The organism is Serratia sp. AR11 (genome assembly GCF_056376275.1).
Map to the genome: position 1 here is coordinate 5,450,342 of NZ_CM150739.1, position 21,840 is coordinate 5,472,181.

The 21,840-nt window shown below is 53.4% G+C and carries 20 protein-coding genes; 16 read left to right on the plus strand and 4 right to left on the minus strand.

Going from position 1 to position 21,840, the window contains the following annotated elements:
- Positions 1 to 6 precede the first annotated feature (6 nt).
- From rbsA to kup, 3 genes are all read right to left on the minus strand, one after another.
- Entirely contained in the window at positions 7 to 1,512 is a 1,506-nt protein-coding gene (gene rbsA, locus ACSOSI_RS25700) for a ribose ABC transporter ATP-binding protein RbsA (protein ID WP_112362308.1), read from the minus strand.
- Positions 1,513 to 1,519: 7 nt separating this feature from the next.
- Positions 1,520 to 1,939, minus strand: a complete 420-nt coding sequence (gene rbsD / locus ACSOSI_RS25705) for a D-ribose pyranase (protein WP_012147569.1) — start codon at positions 1,937 to 1,939, stop codon at positions 1,520 to 1,522.
- A 190-nt stretch (positions 1,940 to 2,129) separates the two neighbouring features.
- Positions 2,130 to 3,998 (minus strand): low affinity potassium transporter Kup, encoded by a 1,869-nt coding sequence (kup, locus tag ACSOSI_RS25710; protein ID WP_012147570.1) that lies wholly within the window; start codon positions 3,996 to 3,998, stop codon positions 2,130 to 2,132.
- A 283-nt stretch (positions 3,999 to 4,281) separates the two neighbouring features.
- Here kup and ravA point away from each other — a divergent pair, with 283 nt between their 5' ends.
- Positions 4,282 to 5,790, plus strand: a complete 1,509-nt coding sequence (gene ravA / locus ACSOSI_RS25715) for an ATPase RavA (protein WP_476706354.1) — start codon at positions 4,282 to 4,284, stop codon at positions 5,788 to 5,790.
- 2 nt (positions 5,791 to 5,792) lie between these two features.
- On the plus strand, positions 5,793 to 7,256 hold the full coding sequence (viaA, locus tag ACSOSI_RS25720) for an ATPase RavA stimulator ViaA (RefSeq protein ID WP_012147572.1): 1,464 nt from the start codon (positions 5,793 to 5,795) through the stop codon (positions 7,254 to 7,256).
- A 3-nt stretch (positions 7,257 to 7,259) separates the two neighbouring features.
- On the opposite strand, the gene asnA is transcribed toward viaA, so the two are convergent.
- Positions 7,260 to 8,252, minus strand: coding sequence for an aspartate--ammonia ligase (asnA, locus tag ACSOSI_RS25725; protein ID WP_012147573.1), 993 nt, complete (start codon positions 8,250 to 8,252; stop codon positions 7,260 to 7,262).
- A gap of 155 nt (positions 8,253 to 8,407) precedes the next feature.
- Here asnA and asnC point away from each other — a divergent pair, with 155 nt between their 5' ends.
- The 14 genes from asnC to glmU all read left to right on the plus strand — a co-directional run bounded on the left by asnC (position 8,408) and on the right by glmU (position 21,665).
- Positions 8,408 to 8,869, plus strand: a complete 462-nt coding sequence (asnC, locus tag ACSOSI_RS25730; protein ID WP_004950461.1) for a transcriptional regulator AsnC — start codon at positions 8,408 to 8,410, stop codon at positions 8,867 to 8,869.
- 97 nt (positions 8,870 to 8,966) lie between these two features.
- Entirely contained in the window at positions 8,967 to 9,407 is a 441-nt protein-coding gene (gene mioC, locus ACSOSI_RS25735) for an FMN-binding protein MioC (protein ID WP_012147574.1), read from the plus strand.
- A gap of 381 nt (positions 9,408 to 9,788) precedes the next feature.
- Positions 9,789 to 11,678, plus strand: a complete 1,890-nt coding sequence (mnmG, locus tag ACSOSI_RS25740; RefSeq protein ID WP_476706355.1) for a tRNA uridine-5-carboxymethylaminomethyl(34) synthesis enzyme MnmG — start codon at positions 9,789 to 9,791, stop codon at positions 11,676 to 11,678.
- Between the two features lie 137 nt (positions 11,679 to 11,815).
- Entirely contained in the window at positions 11,816 to 12,436 is a 621-nt protein-coding gene (gene rsmG, locus ACSOSI_RS25745; RefSeq protein ID WP_012147576.1) for a 16S rRNA (guanine(527)-N(7))-methyltransferase RsmG, read from the plus strand.
- Between the two features lie 640 nt (positions 12,437 to 13,076).
- Complete coding sequence (atpI, locus tag ACSOSI_RS25750; protein WP_012004480.1) at positions 13,077 to 13,460, plus strand: F0F1 ATP synthase subunit I; 384 nt, start codon at positions 13,077 to 13,079, stop codon at positions 13,458 to 13,460.
- Between the two features lie 20 nt (positions 13,461 to 13,480).
- On the plus strand, positions 13,481 to 14,302 hold the full coding sequence (atpB, locus tag ACSOSI_RS25755) for a F0F1 ATP synthase subunit A (protein ID WP_012004481.1): 822 nt from the start codon (positions 13,481 to 13,483) through the stop codon (positions 14,300 to 14,302).
- Between the two features lie 49 nt (positions 14,303 to 14,351).
- The gene (gene atpE / locus ACSOSI_RS25760; protein ID WP_004093904.1) at positions 14,352 to 14,591 is read left to right on the plus strand and encodes a F0F1 ATP synthase subunit C; all 240 of its coding nucleotides are present in this window, start codon (positions 14,352 to 14,354) and stop codon (positions 14,589 to 14,591) included.
- 57 nt (positions 14,592 to 14,648) lie between these two features.
- Entirely contained in the window at positions 14,649 to 15,119 is a 471-nt protein-coding gene (gene atpF / locus ACSOSI_RS25765; RefSeq protein WP_004950476.1) for a F0F1 ATP synthase subunit B, read from the plus strand.
- A 14-nt stretch (positions 15,120 to 15,133) separates the two neighbouring features.
- On the plus strand, positions 15,134 to 15,667 hold the full coding sequence (atpH, locus tag ACSOSI_RS25770; protein ID WP_012004482.1) for a F0F1 ATP synthase subunit delta: 534 nt from the start codon (positions 15,134 to 15,136) through the stop codon (positions 15,665 to 15,667).
- Between the two features lie 12 nt (positions 15,668 to 15,679).
- Complete coding sequence (gene atpA / locus ACSOSI_RS25775; RefSeq protein WP_476706356.1) at positions 15,680 to 17,221, plus strand: F0F1 ATP synthase subunit alpha; 1,542 nt, start codon at positions 15,680 to 15,682, stop codon at positions 17,219 to 17,221.
- 58 nt (positions 17,222 to 17,279) lie between these two features.
- Positions 17,280 to 18,143 (plus strand): F0F1 ATP synthase subunit gamma, encoded by an 864-nt coding sequence (gene atpG / locus ACSOSI_RS25780; protein WP_012004484.1) that lies wholly within the window; start codon positions 17,280 to 17,282, stop codon positions 18,141 to 18,143.
- Positions 18,144 to 18,175: 32 nt separating this feature from the next.
- Positions 18,176 to 19,558, plus strand: coding sequence for a F0F1 ATP synthase subunit beta (atpD, locus tag ACSOSI_RS25785; protein WP_012004485.1), 1,383 nt, complete (start codon positions 18,176 to 18,178; stop codon positions 19,556 to 19,558).
- Positions 19,559 to 19,578: 20 nt separating this feature from the next.
- Positions 19,579 to 19,998, plus strand: coding sequence for a F0F1 ATP synthase subunit epsilon (locus ACSOSI_RS25790; protein WP_004950490.1), 420 nt, complete (start codon positions 19,579 to 19,581; stop codon positions 19,996 to 19,998).
- Positions 19,999 to 20,294: 296 nt separating this feature from the next.
- Positions 20,295 to 21,665, plus strand: a complete 1,371-nt coding sequence (gene glmU / locus ACSOSI_RS25795; protein WP_261132727.1) for a bifunctional UDP-N-acetylglucosamine diphosphorylase/glucosamine-1-phosphate N-acetyltransferase GlmU — start codon at positions 20,295 to 20,297, stop codon at positions 21,663 to 21,665.
- Positions 21,666 to 21,840: the final 175 nt, after the last annotated feature.

Here is a 21,840-nt window from a genome sequence, read left to right on the forward strand (position 1 = left end):
ATCTGATTACTCCTGCTTTACGCCGTATTGCTTGCCAACGGCCGCAGCCATCAACGCTTCCTGGGTGGCCTGTTCAATCGGGAATTCACCGCTGAGATGTCCTTCGTGCATCACCAGGATGCGGTCGCTCATGCCCAGCACCTCCGGCATTTCCGAAGACACCAGAATGATGCTCAGCCCTTCCTGCTTGAACTGGTTGATTAACTGATAGATTTCTTTTTTTGCACCGACGTCGACACCGCGCGTCGGCTCATCGAGGATCAGCACCTTTGGCCGCGTCATCAGGCCACGGGCGATCGCCACTTTCTGTTGATTACCACCGGAGAGCAGGCCAATCGGCTGTTCCATCGACGGCGTCTTGATATTGAACAAACGGATGAAGTCACCCACGGCCTGTTGCTCTTCTGCCTGTTTCAGGCTGCCGCCGGCACGGCTGAAATAACGCAGTGCGGTCAGCGACATGTTTTCCTTCACCGACATCCCCAGCACCAGACCATCGCGCTTGCGATCCTCTGAGATATACACAATGCCGTTCGCCAGACCGTCCTGCGGAGAATGGGTCACCACCGGGCGACCGTCGAGGCTGACGGTACCGGATTTGCGCGGTGCGGCACCGTAGAGAATTTTCATCAGTTCGGTACGCCCGGCGCCCATCAGCCCGGCGACGCCAAGAATTTCGCCCCGGTACAGGGTAAAGCTGACGTCATCCACTCCCGGACCGGAAACCTGGCTGACCTCCAGCCGTTTTTCACCGCGCGGCAGATTCAGGCGTGGGTACTGTTCTTCCAGCTTGCGGCCGACCATCATTTCTATCAGCGAATCTTCCTGCAGCTCGCTGACCGGACGCTCGGCAATAAACTGCCCGTCACGAAACACCGTGACGTCGTCGCAAATTTCAAAGATCTCTTTCAGCCGGTGCGATATATAAACAATGCCGCGTCCTTCGGCCTTCAGTTCGTTGATCACTTTAAATAAAGAGGCGGTTTCAGTGTCGGTTAGCGCGTCGGTCGGTTCATCCATAATGATTACTTTGGATTCGAAGCTCAGCACCTTGGCGATTTCCACCATCTGCTGATCGCCGATCGACAGCTCGCCCACCAGCCGGTGGCTGCTGTAACTCAGGTTTAACCGCGCCAACAGCTTGTCGGCTTCGGCATACATGCGCTTCCAGTCGATGCGGCCAATACGGTTCACAAATTCGCGGCCGAGGAAGATGTTTTCCGCGATCGTCAACTGCGGGATCAGGTTCAGTTCCTGATGGATAATACCAATACCCGCTTCTTGCGAATCCTTTGGCCCAGTGAATGCCACCTCTTTACCGAGAAAATACTGACTGCCGGCGTCTTTGTTATAAATACCGGTCAGCACTTTCATCATGGTGGATTTCCCGGCACCGTTTTCCCCCACCAGCGCCATCACCTTGCCGGGATAAACGCTGAGTGCGGCGCCGGAAAGCGCCTTCACGCCGGGAAAGGCTTTATCGATCCCTTTCAGTTGCAGTAAAGGTTGCATAAATGCCTCAGAAAGTTACGCCGGCGCAGAGGATGACATTCGCATACGGCGAACATTCCCCGCTGCGGATCACTGCCCGGCTATGTTCAGTTTGCGCTTTGAACGCACTGTGGCTGATATAGCTCACGCTGATGGTATTGCCCTGGTGTTGGCCAAGTTCGGTCAGTTGAGCCAACAACGCACGATGGAGCTGCGGATTTTGTTTAACTATCTCTTCCGCCAGAATGGCGCTCTCTACCTGCATTTCCTGCGTCACTACCCCGAGCACCTGCAAAAACGTCGGTACACCCTGGGTCAGCGCCAGATCGATACGCTGCGTTGCCGCCGGAATAGGCAACCCCGCATCACAGATGACGATCTGGTCGGTATGGCCGAGGCGGGAAACCACGGCAGAAACATCAGCATTCAGCAGCACGCCTTTTTTCATTTTTTCTTCTCACTCCACCAGCGAAACGTTTCGCTTGTGTCTGGAGTTTAAAAAAACGCCAACAGAAGGCAACCGGGACAGTGCAGAAATGTGATCGCTATCGAAACGTTTCGCTGGTGTTACCGAGAACATAGTTACCGAGAACATAAACAGAAAGGGCCCAGCGGTTGCTGAGCCCTTGAGGGGGAAGTTAAATCTCGACCTGGGTTCCCAGCTCGATCACCCTATTGGGTGGGATCTCAAACTGGTCCGGCGCACGCAGCGCGTTTCGGCTCAGTGCGATAAACAGCTTGCCGCGCAGGAACAGGTACCACGGCCGCTTGGTCAGGATTAACGACTCATGCGACATAAAGAACGAGGTTTCCGTCATCCGACACGGCAGCCCTTCCAACCCACAGCGGTGGAACACTTCCTCCACGTTCGGCGTTTCACGCCAGCCGTAGCTGGCCACCACCCGCCAGAAGGTTGGCGAAAGTTGTTCGATGGTCACCCGCCGCACGTTGTGGACGTAAGGAGCATCTTCAGTGCGTAGCGTCAACAGCACCACTCGCTCATGCAGCACCTTATTGTGTTTAAGGTTATGCAGCAGCGCAAAAGGGATCACGTTGATGGCGCGCGACATAAAGACCGCAGTTCCGGGCACCCGTACCGGCGGTGATTTTTCCAGCGAGGCAATCATTGCCTCGAGGGAATTGCCGTGTTCGTGCATGCGGCGCAACAGGCGGAAACGCTCGCTTTTCCAGGTGGTCATGATGATGAACATCACCAGTGCCAGCAATAATGGCAACCAACCGCCAGAGAACAGCTTCAGGGCGTTGGCGGAGAACATCGGCACATCGATAATCAGCAAGATAACCAGAATGCCAACGGCGAAGAAGCGGTTCCAGTGCCAATTTTTGATCGCCACCGAGGTCACCAGAATACTGGTCAATACCATGGTGCCGGTCACCGCAATACCGTATGCCGCCGCCAGATTGCTGGAGTGTTCGAAACCAATAATTACCAGCACGACCGCGATATACAGCGTCCAGTTGATCACCGGGATGTAGATTTGACCGGATTCCATCTCCGAAGTATGGATGATGCGCATCGGTGACAGGTAACCCAGACGCACCGCCTGGCGGGTCAGCGAGAACACGCCGGAGATCACCGCCTGTGAGGCGATAACCGTAGCCAGCGTCGCCAGAATCAACAGCGGGATCAGCGCCCAGTCCGGTGCCAGCAGGAAGAACGGGTTTTTAATTGCCTCAGGATTTTTCAGCAGCAAGGCACCCTGGCCGAAATAATTCAGCACCAGCGAAGGCAGCACCACGGTGAACCAGGCCAGACGAATAGGGAATTTGCCAAAGTGACCCATGTCGGCGTACAGCGCCTCAACGCCGGTGATCGACAGCACGACCGCACCCAGCGCAAAGAACGAAACCTTCTTATATTCGATAAAGAAGTTCAGCGCCCATTTCGGGTTCAGCGCCTGCAGCACCTCCGGGTTGGCCATGATGCTACGAGCCCCCAGCACCGCCAGAACGATAAACCACAGCAGCATGACCGGCGCAAACAGCTTGCCGACGCTGCCGGTACCGTGCTTTTGGATGGCGAACAACAGGGTCAATACCAGAATCGACAGCGGGACTATATAGCCATCAAGCGACGGCGCGGCAATTTCCAAACCTTCTATCGCCGACATCACCGATATCGCCGGGGTGATCACCACCTCGCCATAGAAGAAGCTGCCGCCAATCAGACCCAGGATCACCAATATGGACGTTGTCCGCGCCGAAGTATGGCGCCCGGCCAGCGACATCAGCGTCAGTATCCCCCCTTCACCGGCGTTATCCGCCCGCATGACGTAGGTGAGGTACTTGAGGGAAACAATGATGATTAACATCCAGAAGATCAGCGAAAGAAAACCGAAAACTACGTCTGGACGAACATCGAAGCCGTAATGGCCGGAGAAACACTCTCGGAGAGTATAGAGAGGGCTGGTGCCGATATCACCGTAAACCACCCCAATTGCCGCCAGGGTTACCGCCGATAAGGACTGTTTATGCTCTGTGCTCATAATTCGTTTCTTTATTAGAACATCCGTTAGCGATGCATCCGCATCAGCCAGAGATACGGGCTCTAAGATCCGTTACGCCCACTAAAAGGCGCACAGTATGCACGATTTATACTGCTTGCCTATCCTTATATCAGAGCTTAAAAATAAACAAAATGTGAACCAGCCACCCTTTTGATAATAGAAAGATTTTACTAATCAACAAGCTATACCATTAAAAATAATGGTGGTTTATCATCGGATTATCCACCAAGATTGGCTAACCCTCGGACAACACGACAATAATATGGCGTCATCATCACTTCTTGCAGAACGGATTTCCCGCCTCAGCAGCGCGCTGGAGAGCGGTCTTTATGAACGGCAGGAAGCCATTCGCCTGTGTTTGCTGGCGGCGCTCAGCGGTGAAAGCGTGTTTCTGCTTGGCCCACCGGGCATCGCCAAAAGCCTGATTGCCCGTCGGCTAAAATTCGCCTTTCGCAGCGCGCGCTCGTTTGAATACCTGATGACGCGCTTCTCAACGCCGGAAGAAGTGTTCGGCCCATTGTCGATCCAGGCGTTAAAGGACGAAGGCCGCTACCAACGTCTGACCACCGGCTATCTGCCCGAAGCGGAAATTGTGTTTCTGGATGAGATCTGGAAGGCCGGCCCGGCGATCCTCAATACCCTGCTGACGGCGATTAACGAACGCCGCTTCCGTAACGGTAATAACGAAGAACCCATCCCACTGCGGCTGCTGGTCACCGCCTCCAACGAACTGCCGGAAGCCGACAACAGTCTGGAAGCCTTGTATGACCGCATGTTAATACGCCTGTGGTTGGATAAAGTACAGGACAAACAGAATTTCCGCTCACTGCTGGTCAGCCGCCAGAACGAGAATGAAAACCCGGTGCCCGAAGCACTGAGCATCAGTGACGAGGAATATCACCAGTGGCAATCGCAGATCGACAAAATCAAACTGCCTGAGAATTGCTTTGAACTGATATTCCAACTGCGCCAGCGGCTGGATGCACTGGAAAGTGCCCCTTACGTTTCCGATCGTCGCTGGAAAAAAGCGCTGCGGCTGTTGCAGGCCTGTGCTTTCTTCAGTGGTCGCGACACCGTGGCCCCAATCGATCTGCTGCTGCTGAAAGACTGCCTGTGGCACGACCTCAGCTCGCTGAAACTGCTGCAACAGCAAGTTGAGCAGTTGCTGAACGAGTCGGCCTATCAACAGCAAACCTTGCTGATCCAACTGCAACAGATCCATACCCGCTGGCTACAGCATCAGCAACAGCAGAGCGACAGCCAGGCTATTACATTGGTAAAAAAGGGCGGCATGTTCAGCAGAAAGCCCCAGTTTGCCCTGGCCACGCCGCTCGGTACCGGTACCCTGACCCTGCTGCTGCAAAAACCGCTGCAACTGCATGATATTCAGGTCAACCATCTGAGTATTGAAAACAGCGCGCTGGAAAACTGGCTGCAAAAAGGCGGCGACGTGCGCGCCAAACTGAACGGCATTGGCTTTGCTCAGCAGATTGACCTGGAAGTGGACGAGCAACTGCATCTGACGGTACTGGACGTCAGCCGCCAGCCCTCTTTACTGGCCCAGCCCGGCAAGCAGACCAGCGGCACGCCGCAGGCAATGCTGGACGAAATGGATCAGCTTGCACAGCGCCTGGCAGAACAGCGTCGGTTATTCAGTCAGCATCAGCCCTGCCTGTTTACCCCTGCCGCCAGGCTGGCAAAAATTGAGGCCAGCCTGCTGCAGGTGGCGGAACAAATCAAACAGCAGCACCAGCAAATGCGCGGCCAGTAATTATGCTCAGCCTGGAAACGCTCGATCTGCTGCTGGCGATCACCGAAGGTGAACTGATCGAGGAGATGATCATCGGCATGCTGGCGGCACCGCAGCTGTCGATTTTCTTCAAAAAGTTTCCGGCGATCCGCCGGGCGCTGGATCGCGACCTGCCACGCTGGAAGCTACAGCTGAAAGAACGCCTGCATGAAGCCATGGTGCCGCCCGCGCTGGCACAGGAATTCTATCGTTATCAACAGTGCCAGCTAGAGAACAACACCCAGTTCTTCCATAACCTTAATGACACCCTGGATCTGCTGCGTCAGCTGGTTTCTCCCTTTTATGAGCAGGCGCGCTCACTGGTGGACGCCGCCGATCTGCCCAATCATCCACTGGATGACAGCTTCCAAACCCTGTTTCTGCAGCGCTGGCGCATTAGCCTGACGCTGCAGGCCACCATGATGCATCACCAATTGCTGGAACAGGAACGCGAACAGCTGATGGCAGAGCTGCAGGAACGTCTGGCGCTGAGTGGCGCCCTGGAGCCGCTGCTGTCGGAAAACGACACCGCTGCCGGGCGGCTGTGGGATATGAGTAAAGGCCATCTGCAACGGGGTGATTATCAACGGCTGGTGGAATACGGCAATTTCTTGCAGCAGCAACCGGAACTGAAAAAGCTGGCACAGCAGCTTGGGCGCAGCTATCAGGCCAAGGCGGTGCAACAGCAGGACGCGTTGCCGGAGCCTTTCCGCGTGATGGTGCAGGTACCGGCCACGCTGCCGGAAGAGGTCAGCGGCATTCACCAGAGCGATGATATTCTGCGCCTGCTGCCGCCCGAGTTGGTCACGCTGGGCATTGAAGAGCTGGAGTTTGAGTTTTACCGCCGCCTGCTGGAAAAACGGCTGTTGAGCTATCGTCTGCAGGGCGATGTCTGGCAGGAACAGATCCATATCCGTCAGGTCACTCACCAGCAGCAGGATCAACAACCTCGCGGGCCGTTTATTGTCTGCGTGGATACCTCAGGTTCGATGGGCGGTTTCAACGAGCAGTGCGCCAAGGCTTTCTGTCTGGCGCTGTTGCGCATTGCGCTGGCGGATAACCGCCGCTGCTACATCATGCTGTTCGCCAACCAGATAGTGCATTACGAACTGACCGCCGCCAGCGGTATTGAGCAGGCGGTTCGCTTTCTCGGTCAGCATTTTCGCGGCGGCACCGATCTGGCGGCCTGCCTGAATGCCACGGTGAGCAAAATGACGGAAAGCGGCTGGTTCGACGCCGACGCGGTGATCATTTCTGACTTTATTGCCCAGCGATTGCCGGAGGAGATAATAAAGAAGGTTAAACAACAGCAGCAAAACCACCAGCAGCGCTTTCACGCAGTGGCGATGTCCAACTACGGCAAGCCCGGTATCATGCGCATCTTCGATCATATCTGGCGCTTTGATACCGGGTTAAAAAGCCGCTTAATGCGCCGCTGGCGGCGCTGAGTATTACAGCAGCCCTTCTACCGCCTCACGTACCTGAGGTGACCACACGCCGCACTGTACCTGCCCGATGTGCGACAGTTGCAGCAATAGCATCACCAGGCGCGACTGACCGATACCGCCGCCGATAGTTTGTGGCATCTCGCCACGCAGCAATGACTGATGCCATTCCAGCGCCAGGCGATCTTCATCACCGGTCTGTGCCAATTGGCGTTTCAGCGCGCTGGCGTCAACGCGGATCCCCATAGAAGAAAGTTCGAAGGCGTCCTGCAGCACCGGGTTCCATACCAGGATGTCACCGTTCAGGCCGGCCAGCCCTTCAGCTGCTGGGGTGGTCCAGTCATCATAATCCGGCGCACGCACATCGTGTGATTTGCCGTGTGACAATTTGCCACCAATACCGATCAGAAATACCGCGCCCAGCTCTTTGGCAATCGCCCGCTCACGGCCTTTAGCATCCAGTTCAGGGTAGCGTTGCAGCAGGGTTTCGCTGTGCACAAAATGGATTTGCTCCGGCAGGAACGGCGTTAAGCCGTATTCGCGACTCACTTCCCCTTCGGTAGCCTTAATCGCCGCATAAATACTGCGCACGGTGCTTTCGAGGTAATCCTGGCTGCGTTCGCCATCGCCCATCACCCGCTCCCAGTCCCATTGATCAACGTAGACCGAATGGATGGCGCTCAGACGATCTTCGTCCGGGCGCAGTGCTTTCATATGGGTATACAGGCCTTCACCGGCGCCAAAGTCATAGCTGCCCAGCGTTTTACGCTTCCATTTGGCCAGTGAGTGCACCACTTCGAAGGTGGCGTCCGGCAGGGTTTTCACCTTTACCTGTACCGCTTTCTCGCTACCGGACAGGTTGTCCTGGGTGCCGTCACCCAGACGGCTGAGGATCGGCGCCTGTACTTCGATCAGGCCAAGCTGTTGTTCCAACTGGCGGGAGAAAAAGGATTTAACCAGGCTGATTTGTTGTTGTTTTTGAATAAATTGTTTTTTCATTGCCGTATCTCTTATAAACCTGTCTCTGTTGCCAACGATTAAGCAACAGAACGGCACCACAATTCAATATCCGCTAATCAATATTGCCTTTTCACTTTTAATCGTTCATTTTGATGCGGTAATAATTCAACAATCAGCAATTAGTGGGGGATTAAATGGCTGAAAATTATCAGATCGATAATCTCGATCGCGGCATTCTTAATGCCTTGATGGAAAACGCGCGCACGCCTTATGCCGAACTGGCGAAGAATTTTGCCGTCAGTCCCGGAACCATTCACGTGCGAGTAGAGAAGATGAAGCAGGCCGGTATCATCACCGGAGCACGGGTAGACGTGAATCCCAAACGCCTGGGCTACGACGTCTGCTGTTTTATCGGCATTATATTAAAGAGTGCCAAAGACTATCCTTCTGCACTGAAAAAGCTCGAAAGCCTGGAGGAAGTGGTCGAGGCCTATTACACCACTGGCCACTACAGCGTGTTTATCAAAGTCATGTGCCGCTCGATAGATGCGCTGCAACAAGTACTTATCAACAAGATCCAGACTATCGACGAGATCCAGTCAACTGAAACCCTGATCTCGCTGCAGAACCCCATCATGCGTACCATCACTCCCTAGCCAACTATTTACTATACCCATATTATCCACAGGTAGATCCCAGCCGATTCACAGCGTACAATGCTGCCACTTTGAGAAGGTTGGGATCATTCATTTCATGGCAGACATTACTCTGATCAGTGGCAGTACGCTTGGCAGTGCCGAGTACGTAGCCGAGCACCTGGCTGAAAAGCTGGAAGCGGCAGGCTTTACTACCGAGACCCTGCACGGCCCTGAATTGGATGAACTGACCCTGTCCGGACGCTGGCTGGTGGTGTCTTCGACCCATGGCGCCGGGGATTTACCGGATAACCTGCAACCGCTGCTGGAACAAATAGAAGAACAGCTTCCTGATTTATCCCAGGTGCAGTTCGGTGCAGTCGGTTTGGGCAGCTCTGAATACGATACTTTCTGTGGTGCGATCCAACGGATCGACGATCTTCTGATCGCCCGTGGAGCGAAAAGGATCGGCGATCGGCTCGAGATCGACGTGACTGAACACGAAATTCCTGAGGATCCAGCAGAGGAATGGGTGAAAAATTGGATTAATTTACTCTAATTTGTTCAAAGATCACCCGAACGATTGTGGATAACTATGCTTAAAAGCAGGGTAAAACCGGTAGTTATCCCAATAACAACCTTAGGTCGCTTTTTGTCCTGTGCATAACATGCCATTTAGATCCCAGCTTATAAGCCATAGGATCACCGATCATTCACAGCTAACGATCCTTCTTAATTAGCTGATCTCAATCGCGAATAATCACTTATCCACAGAAGATCGCGATCCTAATAAGAGATCTAATAAAGAGATCTTTAAATAAAAAGATCTTCTTTTAATTACTCAAGGATCCTGACCACTTGGTCGATCGACTAAACTTGAGTAGAATCCACCACCCCAGGGCAAACAACGATCGTTCGCAATACGACGAGGTGCAGTTCCATGTTTTATCCAGAGCAATTTGACATCATCATCATCGGTGGTGGCCATGCCGGTACCGAAGCCGCTATGGCTGCGGCACGTATGGGACGTCAGACTTTATTACTGACTCACAATATCGATACGCTGGGGCAAATGTCTTGCAACCCGGCGATTGGCGGTATTGGTAAGGGGCATCTGGTTAAGGAAATTGATGCACTTGGCGGCCTGATGGCCACGGCGATCGACCATGCCGGCATCCAGTTTAGGATACTAAACGCCAGCAAAGGCCCTGCGGTACGAGCCACCCGGGCTCAGGCTGACCGAGTACTGTATCGTCAAGCGGTACGTACTGCTCTGGAGAACCAGCCCAATCTGATGATCTTCCAGCAACCGGTCGAAGATCTGATCGTGGAAAACGATCGCGTTGTCGGTGCCGTGACCCAAATGGGGCTGAAATTCCGCGCCAAGGCGGTAGTACTGACCGTAGGGACCTTCCTGGACGGCAAGATCCACATTGGTCTGGAAAACTACAGCGGTGGCCGTGCCGGAGATCCGCCATCGATCTCACTGTCACAGCGACTGCGTGAATTGCCTTTGCGTGTTAACCGACTGAAAACCGGCACACCGCCGCGTATCGATGCCCGCAGCATAGATTTCAGCGTATTGGCACCTCAACACGGTGATACACCGATCCCGGTGTTCTCGTTCATGGGCAACGCTGAGCAACACCCTGAACAAATGGCGTGTTACATCACCTACACCAATGAAAAAACCCATGATGTGATCCGTAATAACCTCGATCGCAGCCCGATGTATGCCGGGATCATCGAAGGGATCGGCCCGCGTTACTGCCCGTCGATCGAAGACAAGGTGATGCGTTTTGCCGATCGTAACGCGCACCAGATCTTCCTTGAGCCGGAAGGCCTGACCAGCAATGAAATTTATCCCAATGGCATCTCCACCAGCCTGCCGTTTGACGTACAGATGCAGATCGTCCGTTCGATGGAAGGGATGCAAAATGCCCGGATCATTCGACCAGGCTATGCCATCGAGTATGATTTCTTCGATCCTCGCGATCTGAAGCCGACGCTGGAAAGCAAATTTATTCAGGGCCTGTTCTTCGCCGGCCAGATCAACGGCACCACCGGTTACGAAGAGGCTGCAGCGCAAGGCCTGTTGGCCGGCCTGAATGCCGGGCGCTACGCCAATGAAGACGAAGGCTGGTCACCACGCCGCGATCAGGCTTATCTGGGCGTGCTGGTGGACGACCTCAGCACCCTGGGCACCAAAGAGCCGTACCGCATGTTCACATCACGTGCCGAATACCGCCTGATGTTACGTGAAGACAATGCCGATCTGCGCCTGACGGAAAAAGGCCGCGAACTGGGCCTGGTGGACGATGCCCGCTGGGCACGCTTTAGCGAAAAACTCGAGCACATCGAACAGGAACGTCAGCGCCTGCGCGACATCTGGATGCACCCGCACGCCGAAAACGTCGAGCAGGTGAACGCGCTGCTGAAAGCACCTCTGTCGCGTGAAGCCAACGGTGAAGAACTGCTGCGCCGTCCGGAAATGGATTACACCCAATTGACCTCCGTCGCGGCATTTGCGCCGCCGCTGGCCGATACTCAGGCAGCCGAGCAGGTTGAGATCCAGGTAAAATACGAGGGTTATATTGCTCGCCAGCAGGAAGAGATCGAAAAACAGCAGCGCAATGAGAACACCGTGCTGCCGTTGGATCTCGATTACCAGCAGGTTTCTGGCCTGTCGAATGAAGTGATCGCCAAGTTGAATGACCACAAGCCGAATTCGATCGGCCAGGCTTCACGCATTTCTGGCATCACACCGGCGGCGATCTCAATTCTACTGATTTGGTTGAAAAAGCAGGGGCTGCTGCGCCGCAGCGCATAAATCCTGTTTTTGGGCGGCCGTTTGATTATTTGATCGGCAAACGGCCGCTGACATCGTTTCTGGCCTGAATTATTATGGTCACCTTCTTGGGCAGCCCCTACCTGGCTTGCCGTTGTGCGCCAGTCTAAGGACTCATTGTGCAGAAAAAATTAGATTCGTTGCTCAAAGCGGCAGGCATTACGCTTCCCGATCGGCAAAAACAGCAGTTGCTGGGCTATGTCGGCATGCTGGATAAGTGGAACAAGGCGTATAACCTCACTTCGGTGCGCGATCCGCAGCAAATGCTGGTTCGCCATATTCTTGACAGCATCGTAGTTAACCCGCATCTGCAGGGTAAGCGTTTTATCGACGTGGGCACCGGTCCCGGCTTGCCAGGCATTCCGCTGGCCATTGTTCGCCCCGATTCCCATTTCACCTTGCTCGACAGCCTGGGCAAGCGTGTACGCTTCCTGCGTCAGGTGCAGCATGAACTGGGTTTGACCAACGTAGAGCCGGTTCAGAGCCGCGTTGAGGAGTTTCCTGCGGAGCCGCCGTTTGACGGCGTCATCAGCCGCGCCTTCGCCTCACTGCAGGATATGCTGTCCTGGTGTCATCATTTGCCGGCAAAAGGGCAGGGGCGTTTCTACGCGCTGAAAGGAGTACGCCCAGACGAAGAGCTTACGCAGTTGCCGCCGGGCATTGAGTTGGAATCGGTCGTACGTCTGCAGGTACCGGAACTCGAAGGTGAACGTCATCTGGTTATCCTTAAGGCAAACTGAGTTTGTTTTTGATCAAGTAAGCGCTAATTAAAAGATAGTGCCCATGGTTAAAGTAAGCAGACTAATCAATGGGTGGTTTTTTTAGTTAATTTACTTTTTATTAACACAAAAATAGCCACCAATTGGTGACAATAAGGTAATTGCAGATCGTAATAGTTGCGTTAGCAACCATAAGTGAAGGATCTTGCTTTGCTGCTAATGTTAATTAGCTGTTGGAATATTATCCCTGAAGCTGTCAATAAAAGGTTTTTAGCGGGTAGACGGATTGTTTTTGAACAGTTAACTTGTAATATTCTGATTTATAATATCTTTTTGATCGCCCGATTTGCTAAAGACGCTTTGGTTGGCCGTGGGCTATAAATCAGAAATAGGTATTATTGTGAGCAACTACACGTTTCTTGCTGTAACACTGGAATAATCAGACAATTAAATGAGCCCTATTATTCCGACCGTTTTCTTGTGAAAATAGCCTGAAATGGGGGAATTTAAATAATTGTTCACCTTTTCGCTACTTATCGATTGAATTCGTTGGTATGCCCCGTATAATTTGCTCGTTTTTTGCTGCTTGACTCAGAGCAGTAAAGAAAGTTTTATACGTCACTCAGCATACCTCCTCAGGGGTACGGAGAGAACAAACGTCATGTCTGTGTCCCTTTACAGCGGAAAAGTTGCTCGCAAATTGCTGTTTCTGCAGTTAATGACTTTTGTTCTGATCAGCGCTGCTTTCGGTCTGAAAAGCCTGGAATGGAGCGGTTCGGCATTGGCGGGCGGTCTCGCTGCCTGGTTGCCGAGCACCATGTTTATGCTGTTTGCCTTGCGCCATCAGGCGCAGACGCCGGCACCCGGTCGGGTTGCCTGGTCGTTCGCCATCGGCGAGGGATTAAAGGTCCTGATCACCATAGTTTTGTTGATCGTGGCGCTTGGGGTGTTTAAAGCGGCGTTTGTACCGCTTGGCCTGACCTATTTAGCGGTGTTAGTGGTGCAGATAGTGGCACCGGCCGTGATTAACAGTTACCGAACTTAACTAAAAGGGTAAGAGGCATCATGTCTGCATCTGGAGAAAATGGGACTGCAAAGGACTATATCAGCCACCATCTGAATAACCTTCAGTTGGATCTGCGTACTTTTCAGTTAGTTGAACCACACTCTGGTACCCCGACATTCTGGACGTTGAACATTGACTCATTGTTCTTCTCTGTGGTGTTGGGCGCGCTGTTCTTGTTTATCTTCAAGAAAGTAGCCAATACAGCCACCAGCGGTGTACCGGGGAAACTTCAAACTGCCGTCGAACTTATCATGGGCTTCGTCGACAGTAGCGTTCGTGATATGTATCACGGCAAGAGCAAGGTTATTGCTCCGCTGGCGCTGACCGTGTTTGTCTGGGTATTCCTGATGAACATGATGGATCTGCTGCCAATCGATCTGCTGCCGTTTATTGGCGAGCATGTGTTTGGTTTGCCGGCACTGCGTGTCGTCCCTACCGCAGACGTGAGTATTACACTGTCGATGGCGTTGGGCGTATTTATCCTGATTCTGTTCTATAGCATCAAAATGAAAGGCGTTGGTGGGTTCGTTAAAGAGTTAACCATGCAGCCGTTCAACCATCCGTTATTCATTCCAATCAACCTGATTCTTGAAGGTGTCAGCCTGCTGTCCAAGCCTGTTTCACTGGGCCTGCGACTGTTCGGCAACATGTATGCGGGTGAGTTGATCTTCATCCTGATTGCCGGTTTGTTGCCGTGGTGGTCACAGTGGCTTCTGAATGTGCCTTGGGCTATTTTCCACATCCTGATCATTACGCTTCAAGCCTTTATTTTCATGGTTCTGACGATTGTCTATCTCTCGATGGCATCTGAAGAGCACTGATTTTCTTAAAACACTTGTACTTTTAAACTGAAACAAACTGGAGACTGTCATGGAAAACCTGAGTATGGATCTGCTGTACATGGCTGCCGCTGTGATGATGGGTTTAGCGGCAATCGGTGCTGCGATCGGTATCGGCATCCTGGGTGGTAAATTCTTGGAAGGCGCTGCACGTCAGCCTGACCTGATTCCTTTGCTGCGTACACAGTTCTTTATCGTTATGGGTCTGGTTGACGCCATCCCGATGATCGCTGTTGGTCTGGGTCTGTACGTGATGTTTGCTGTCGCGTAAGTAGAGAACTTCTCTACACTGAAACCACACTATTAACTTTTAAAGAGGCATTGTGCTGTGAATCTTAACGCAACAATCCTCGGCCAGGCCATCGCGTTCGTTCTGTTTGTCTGGTTCTGCATGAAGTACGTATGGCCGCCGATCATGGCAGCCATCGAGAAGCGTCAGGGAGAAATTGCTGACGGTCTCGCTTCTGCAGAACGTGCCAAAAAAGATTTGGACTTAGCGCAAGCCAATGCGACCGACCAGCTGAAAACTGCTAAAGCAGAAGCTCAGGTGATCATCGAGCAAGCAAACAAACGCAAAGCTCAGATCATGGATGAAGCGAAAGCCGAAGCCGAGCAGGAACGTAACAAAATCGTGGCGCAGGCTCAGGCTGAGATCGAAGCCGAACGTAAGCGCGCTCGTGAAGAGTTGCGTAAGCAAGTCGCGATGCTGGCAATTGCCGGCGCCGAGAAGATCATCGAACGTTCCGTGGATGAAGCTGCTAACAGCGACATCGTTGATAAACTGGTCGCTGAACTGTAAGGAGGGAGGGGCTGATGTCTGAATTTGTAACTGTAGCTCGCCCCTACGCCAAAGCAGCTTTTGACTTTGCCGTTGAGCATCAAAGCTTGGATCGCTGGCAGGATATGCTGGCGTTTGCGGCTGATGTCACTCGCAATGAACAGATTTCTGAACTGCTGGCTGGTGCTGTCGCACCGGAGACGCTGTCCAGAACGTTCATCGCGGTATGTGGCGAACAACTCGACGAACATGGCCAGAACTTTATCCGTGTAATGGCCGAAAATGGACGTTTACTGGTTCTTCCTGCGGTGCTGCAGCAGTTCATCGAACTGCGCGCTTTGCTGGAATCCACCGTCGAAGTCGAGGTGCTCTCTGCGAGCGCACTGAACGACAAACAGCTGGCTAATATTGCCGCTGCGATGGAAAAGCGTCTGTCACGCAAAGTTAAGCTGAATTGCAAAATTGACAAGTCTGTACTGGCCGGCGTAATTATCCGTGCTGGCGATATGGTGATTGATGGCAGCGTTCGCGGTCGTCTTGAACGCCTGACAGACGTCTTGCAGTCTTAAGGGGACTGGAGCATGCAACTGAATTCCACCGAAATCAGCGAACTGATCAAGCAGCGCATTGCTCAGTTCAATGTGGTGAGCGAAGCTCACAATGAAGGTACTATTGTTTCCGTCAGTGACGGGATCATCCGCGTACACGGTCTGGCCGAAGTTATGCAGGGCGAAATGATCGCACTGCCAGGCAACCGTTACGCAATCGCATTGAACCTGGAGCGCGACTCCGTAGGTGCTGTGGTTATGGGTCCGTACGCGGATCTGGCCGAAGGCATGAAGGTAAAATGTACCGGCCGTATTCTGGAAGTTCCGGTTGGCCGTGGCCTGCTGGGCCGTGTAGTTAACACCCTGGGCGCACCTATTGACGGTAAAGGCCCGGTTGATAACGACGGTTTCTCCCCGGTTGAAGCTATTGCCCCTGGTGTTATCGAGCGTCAGTCCGTAGATCAGCCGGTTCAAACTGGCTATAAATCTGTTGACGCCATGATCCCAATCGGCCGTGGCCAGCGTGAGCTGGTGATCGGTGACCGTCAGACAGGTAAAACTGCCTTGGCGATCGATGCGATCATCAACCAACGCGATTCCGGCATCAAATGTGTTTACGTGGCTATCGGCCAGAAAGCGTCCACCATCGCTAACGTGGTGCGCAAACTGGAAGAGCACGGCGCACTGGCAAACACCATCGTTGTGGTTGCTACCGCGTCTGAATCCGCTGCATTGCAATACCTGGCGCCATATGCCGGTTGTGCGATGGGTGAATACTTCCGTGACCGCGGTGAAGATGCGCTGATTGTTTATGATGACCTGTCCAAACAGGCCGTTGCATACCGTCAGATCTCCCTGCTGCTTCGTCGTCCACCAGGTCGTGAAGCTTACCCAGGCGACGTATTCTATCTCCACTCCCGTTTGCTGGAGCGTGCTGCGCGTGTTAACGCCGAATACGTTGAAGCCTTCACCAAAGGTGAAGTCAAAGGCCAAACCGGTTCACTGACTGCTCTGCCGATCATTGAAACCCAGGCGGGTGACGTTTCCGCGTTCGTTCCGACCAACGTAATCTCGATTACCGATGGTCAGATCTTCCTGGAATCCAACCTGTTTAACTCCGGTATTCGTCCGGCAGTTAACCCGGGTATCTCCGTATCCCGTGTGGGCGGTGCAGCGCAAACCAAGATCATGAAAAAACTGTCCGGTGGTATTCGTACCGCGCTGGCACAGTATCGTGAACTGGCTGCGTTCTCTCAGTTCGCTTCCGATCTGGATGATGCGACCCGCAAACAGCTGAGCCACGGTCAGAAAGTGACCGAGCTGCTGAAACAGAAACAGTATGCGCCGATGTCCGTCGCACAACAGTCTCTGGTGCTGTTTGCCGCAGAACGTGGCTTCCTGAACGACGTTGAAGTCGCGAAAGTCGTGAGCTTCGAAGCCGCGCTGGTTGCTTACGCAGACCGCGAGCATGCCGAGTTGCTGAACCACATCAACCAAACTGGCAATTTCAACGATGAGATCGAGGGCAAGCTGAAAGGCATCCTCGATACCTTCAAGAAAACCCAGTCCTGGTAACGCTCAGCGGCCTGCAGTTGTAAAACAGCAGGCCGTCTGGCAATGAGGAGAAGCAGACATGGCCGGCGCAAAAGAGATACGTAGTAAGATCGCGAGCGTGCAAAACACGCAAAAGATCACTAAAGCGATGGAAATGGTCGCCGCCTCCAAAATGCGTAAATCGCAGGAACGCATGGCGGCCAGCCGTCCTTATGCAGAGACCATGCGCAAAGTGATTGGTCACCTTGCGTTGGGTAATCTGGAATATAAGCACCCGTACCTGGATGAGCGTGATGTTAAGCGCGTCGGGTATCTGGTGGTGTCTACTGACCGCGGTCTCTGTGGTGGCTTGAACATTAACCTGTTCAAGCGCCTGTTGGCAGAGATGAAAGGCTGGTCCGAAAAAGGTGTCGAAACAGATTTGGCACTGATTGGCTCTAAAGCGGCTTCTTTCTTTGGTTCCGTGGGCGGCAACGTGGTTGCCCAGGTCACCGGCATGGGGGATAACCCTTCCCTGTCGGAGCTGATCGGACCGGTGAAAGTGATGCTGCAAGCCTACGACGAAGGTCGTTTGGACAAGCTGTACATTGTCAGTAACAAATTTATCAATACGATGTCCCAAGAACCACAGATCGTTCAGCTGCTGCCGTTGCCGCCTGCCGAAGACGGTGAGCTGAAGAAAAAATCTTGGGATTACCTGTATGAACCCGATCCAAAAGTGCTGCTTGATACCTTGCTGCGTCGCTATGTGGAATCTCAGGTTTATCAGGGCGTCGTGGAAAACCTGGCCAGCGAGCAGGCCGCACGAATGGTAGCGATGAAAGCCGCAACCGATAACGGCGGTAGCCTGATCAAAGAGCTGCAGTTGGTATACAACAAGGCTCGTCAGGCCAGCATCACTCAGGAACTCACCGAGATCGTTTCGGGAGCCTCCGCGGTTTAAGCTAGGTTTACGAATTACGTAGAGGATTCAAGATGGCTACTGGAAAGATTATCCAGGTAATCGGCGCCGTAGTGGACGTCGAGTTCCCTCAGGATGCCGTACCAAAAGTGTACAACGCTCTTGAGGTAGAAAACGGTGCCAATAAGCTGGTGCTGGAAGTTCAGCAACAGTTGGGCGGTGGCGTGGTTCGCTGTATCGCAATGGGGACCTCTGATGGTCTGCGTCGCGGTCTGAAAGTCACTGACCTGGACCACCCAATTGAAGTACCGGTAGGTAAAGCTACCCTGGGCCGTATCATGAACGTATTGGGTGAACCAATCGACATGAAGGGCGATATCGGCGAAGAAGAACGTTGGGCGATTCACCGTCCGGCGCCAAGCTACGAAGATTTGGCCAACTCCCAGGATCTGCTGGAAACCGGTATCAAGGTAATGGACCTGATCTGCCCGTTCGCCAAGGGTGGTAAAGTCGGTCTGTTCGGTGGTGCGGGTGTTGGTAAAACCGTAAACATGATGGAGCTGATCCGTAACATCGCGATCGAGCACTCCGGTTATTCTGTGTTTGCGGGCGTGGGTGAGCGTACTCGTGAGGGTAACGACTTCTACCACGAAATGAACGACTCCAACGTACTGGATAAAGTATCCCTGGTTTACGGCCAGATGAACGAGCCACCGGGTAACCGTCTGCGCGTTGCTCTGACCGGTCTGACCATGGCGGAGAAATTCCGTGACGAAGGCCGTGACGTTCTGCTGTTCGTTGATAACATCTACCGTTATACCCTGGCCGGTACCGAAGTGTCCGCACTTCTGGGCCGTATGCCATCGGCGGTAGGTTATCAGCCAACGCTGGCGGAAGAGATGGGTGTTCTGCAAGAACGTATCACCTCTACCAAGACCGGTTCAATCACCTCCGTACAGGCCGTTTACGTCCCTGCGGATGACTTGACTGACCCGTCACCAGCCACCACCTTTGCTCACTTGGATGCAACTGTGGTACTGAGCCGTAATATCGCTTCTCTGGGTATCTACCCGGCCGTTGACCCGCTGGATTCTACCAGCCGTCAGCTGGATCCGCTGGTAGTTGGCCAGGAGCACTACGATGTAGCGCGTGGCGTGCAGTCCATTCTGCAACGCTATCAGGAACTGAAAGATATTATCGCAATCCTGGGTATGGACGAGCTGTCTGAAGAAGACAAACTGGTTGTATCCCGTGCGCGTAAAATCCAACGCTTCCTGTCTCAGCCGTTCTTCGTGGCAGAAGTCTTCACCGGTTCTCCGGGCAAGTTCGTATCGCTGAAAGACACCATTCGTGGTTTCAAAGGCATTATGGACGGCGACTATGACCACCTGCCTGAACAAGCGTTCTACATGGTTGGCACCATTGAAGAAGCAGTGGAAAAAGCCAAGAAACTGTAACGTCTTGAGAGGAGGGTGATATGGCTATGACTTACCATCTGGATGTAGTCAGCGCGGAAAAACATATGTTTTCCGGCCTGGTGCAAAAGATCCAGGTGACAGGTAGCGAAGGCGAACTGGGGATTTTCCCTGGTCATGCGCCGCTGCTGACTGCCATCAAGCCTGGCATGGTGCGTATTGTTAAACAACACGGTGAAGAAGAGTTCATCTACCTGTCCGGTGGTATCCTTGAGGTACAACCGAGCGTGGTCACCGTGCTGGCTGACACTGCTATCCGTGGAACGGACCTCGACGAAGCGAGAGCGCTGGAAGCCAAGCGTAAAGCTGAAGAACATATCAGTAGCTCTCATGGCGATGTCGACTATGCTCAGGCATCTGCAGAACTGGCGAAAGCGATCGCGAAACTGCGCGTTATCGAGCTCACCAGAAGATCGATGTAATATTTTGGCGCGTGCATAACGCAGCCAAAATTAAGAAAGCGGCCTATTGGGTCGCTTTTTTTTTGTTTTAAAATAAGCCTGATACCCCGGCAGGCATTGTGAGGTATAACCTTCAATAGAGGCTGGAAATGTCGTCGATCGCCGACAGTTATCCCCAGCGTCGGGTTACTGGATCCTTAACTTCGGCGTGCTTAGTGCCCCAAGGCCTGAGCTGGGTTCGTGCAGAGAAATATGTAGTAATACCGTCACTAAAGAGTTCTACTTTCGTCTATTAAAATGGAGTTATCAGGTTGCTTATGTCGAACAGCGCAATGAGTGTGGTGATCCTCGCCGCGGGCAAGGGAACACGCATGTATTCCGATCTTCCCAAGGTGTTACATCCGTTGGCCGGCAAGCCGATGGTGCAGCACGTCATTGATGCCGCGATGAAACTGGGCGCGAAAAACGTCCATCTGGTGTACGGCCATGGCGGCGACTTGCTGAAAAACACCCTGACCGACGGCGCACTGAACTGGGTGCTGCAGGCCGAGCAATTGGGTACCGGCCATGCCATGCAGCAAGCGGCCCCGCATTTTGCCGATGATGAAGACGTGCTGATGCTGTACGGCGACGTCCCGCTGATTTCTGTCGATACTTTGCAGCGTCTGATGGCGGCAAAGCCACAGGGCGGCATTGGCCTGCTGACGGTGAAGCTGGCGGATCCGAGCGGTTACGGACGAATCGTGCGTGAAAACAACCAGGTGGTGGGGATTGTTGAGCACAAGGATGCCAGCGAAGCTCAGCGCCAAATCAATGAAATCAACACCGGCATCCTGGTGGCCAACGGCCGCGATCTCAAGCGCTGGTTGGGGATGCTGAATAACGATAACTCACAGGGTGAATTCTACATCACCGATATCATTGCGCTGGCCCATGCCGACGGCAAGAAAATTGAAGCCGTGCATCCGTCACGCCTGAGTGAAGTGGAAGGCGTGAATAACCGTCTGCAACTGTCGCGGCTTGAGCGTATCTACCAGGCAGAACAGTCTGAAAAATTACTGTTGGCCGGGGTAATGCTGCTGGATCCGGCGCGTTTTGACCTGCGCGGGGAACTTGTGCACGGTCGCGACATCTCTATTGATGCCAACGTGATTATTGAAGGCACGGTCAAGCTCGGGGATAGAGTGAAAATCGGTGCCGGCTGCGTGTTGAAAAACTGCGTGATCGGCGATGACTGCGAAATCAGCCCGTACAGCGTGCTGGAAGATGCCGTGCTGGCAGCGGAATGCACCGTGGGTCCCTTTGCCCGCCTGCGTCCTGGCGCTGAGCTGGCGGTGGGTGCCCATGTCGGCAACTTCGTCGAAATGAAAAAGGCGCGTTTGGGCAAAGGTTCTAAAGCGGGCCATCTAAGCTACCTGGGCGACGCCGAGATTGGCGACGATGTGAATATTGGTGCCGGTACCATCACCTGTAACTATGATGGCGCCAATAAGTATAAAACCATTATCGGCGACGGCGTGTTTGTCGGTTCCGATACCCAGCTGGTGGCCCCTGTCTCTGTCGGCAAAGGTTCGACCATCGCCGCCGGCACTACGGTGACCCGTGATATCGGCGAAGACGAACTGGTGCTGAGCCGTGTCAAGCAGGTGCATATCCAGGGCTGGCAGCGTCCGGTCAAGAAGAAGTAACAACTTAGACTCCCTCTCTTTTTGGGAGAGGGCCGGGGTGAGGGGGCTGACGGCTCCTCACCCTGTTTTGCCCTGTGCTTTGGTGCAGAGTGCAGGGCAAAACATAATAATCCCCATTCTCTACAGGCTCGGGGACGCACGGTAAAAACCGGCAAAATCAGGTCAAGGCATCGAA

Excerpts from the sequence above, each read along its gene's own strand:
- rbsA (WP_112362308.1), bottom strand. The coding sequence starts at position 1,512 with ATGCAACCTTTACTGCAACTGAAAGGGATCGATAAAGCCTTTCCCGGC.
- rbsD (WP_012147569.1), bottom strand. The coding sequence starts at position 1,939 with ATGAAAAAAGGCGTGCTGCTGAATGCTGATGTTTCTGCCGTGGTTTCC.
- kup (WP_012147570.1), bottom strand. The coding sequence starts at position 3,998 with ATGAGCACAGAGCATAAACAGTCCTTATCGGCGGTAACCCTGGCGGCA.
- ravA (WP_476706354.1), top strand. The coding sequence starts at position 4,282 with ATGGCGTCATCATCACTTCTTGCAGAACGGATTTCCCGCCTCAGCAGC.
- viaA (WP_012147572.1), top strand. The coding sequence starts at position 5,793 with ATGCTCAGCCTGGAAACGCTCGATCTGCTGCTGGCGATCACCGAAGGT.
- asnA (WP_012147573.1), bottom strand. The coding sequence starts at position 8,252 with ATGAAAAAACAATTTATTCAAAAACAACAACAAATCAGCCTGGTTAAA.
- asnC (WP_004950461.1), top strand. The coding sequence starts at position 8,408 with ATGGCTGAAAATTATCAGATCGATAATCTCGATCGCGGCATTCTTAAT.
- mioC (WP_012147574.1), top strand. The coding sequence starts at position 8,967 with ATGGCAGACATTACTCTGATCAGTGGCAGTACGCTTGGCAGTGCCGAG.
- mnmG (WP_476706355.1), top strand. The coding sequence starts at position 9,789 with ATGTTTTATCCAGAGCAATTTGACATCATCATCATCGGTGGTGGCCAT.
- atpI (WP_012004480.1), top strand. The coding sequence starts at position 13,077 with ATGTCTGTGTCCCTTTACAGCGGAAAAGTTGCTCGCAAATTGCTGTTT.
- atpB (WP_012004481.1), top strand. The coding sequence starts at position 13,481 with ATGTCTGCATCTGGAGAAAATGGGACTGCAAAGGACTATATCAGCCAC.
- atpE (WP_004093904.1), top strand. The coding sequence starts at position 14,352 with ATGGAAAACCTGAGTATGGATCTGCTGTACATGGCTGCCGCTGTGATG.
- atpH (WP_012004482.1), top strand. The coding sequence starts at position 15,134 with ATGTCTGAATTTGTAACTGTAGCTCGCCCCTACGCCAAAGCAGCTTTT.
- atpA (WP_476706356.1), top strand. The coding sequence starts at position 15,680 with ATGCAACTGAATTCCACCGAAATCAGCGAACTGATCAAGCAGCGCATT.
- atpG (WP_012004484.1), top strand. The coding sequence starts at position 17,280 with ATGGCCGGCGCAAAAGAGATACGTAGTAAGATCGCGAGCGTGCAAAAC.
- atpD (WP_012004485.1), top strand. The coding sequence starts at position 18,176 with ATGGCTACTGGAAAGATTATCCAGGTAATCGGCGCCGTAGTGGACGTC.
- ACSOSI_RS25790 (WP_004950490.1), top strand. The coding sequence starts at position 19,579 with ATGGCTATGACTTACCATCTGGATGTAGTCAGCGCGGAAAAACATATG.
- glmU (WP_261132727.1), top strand. The coding sequence starts at position 20,295 with ATGTCGAACAGCGCAATGAGTGTGGTGATCCTCGCCGCGGGCAAGGGA.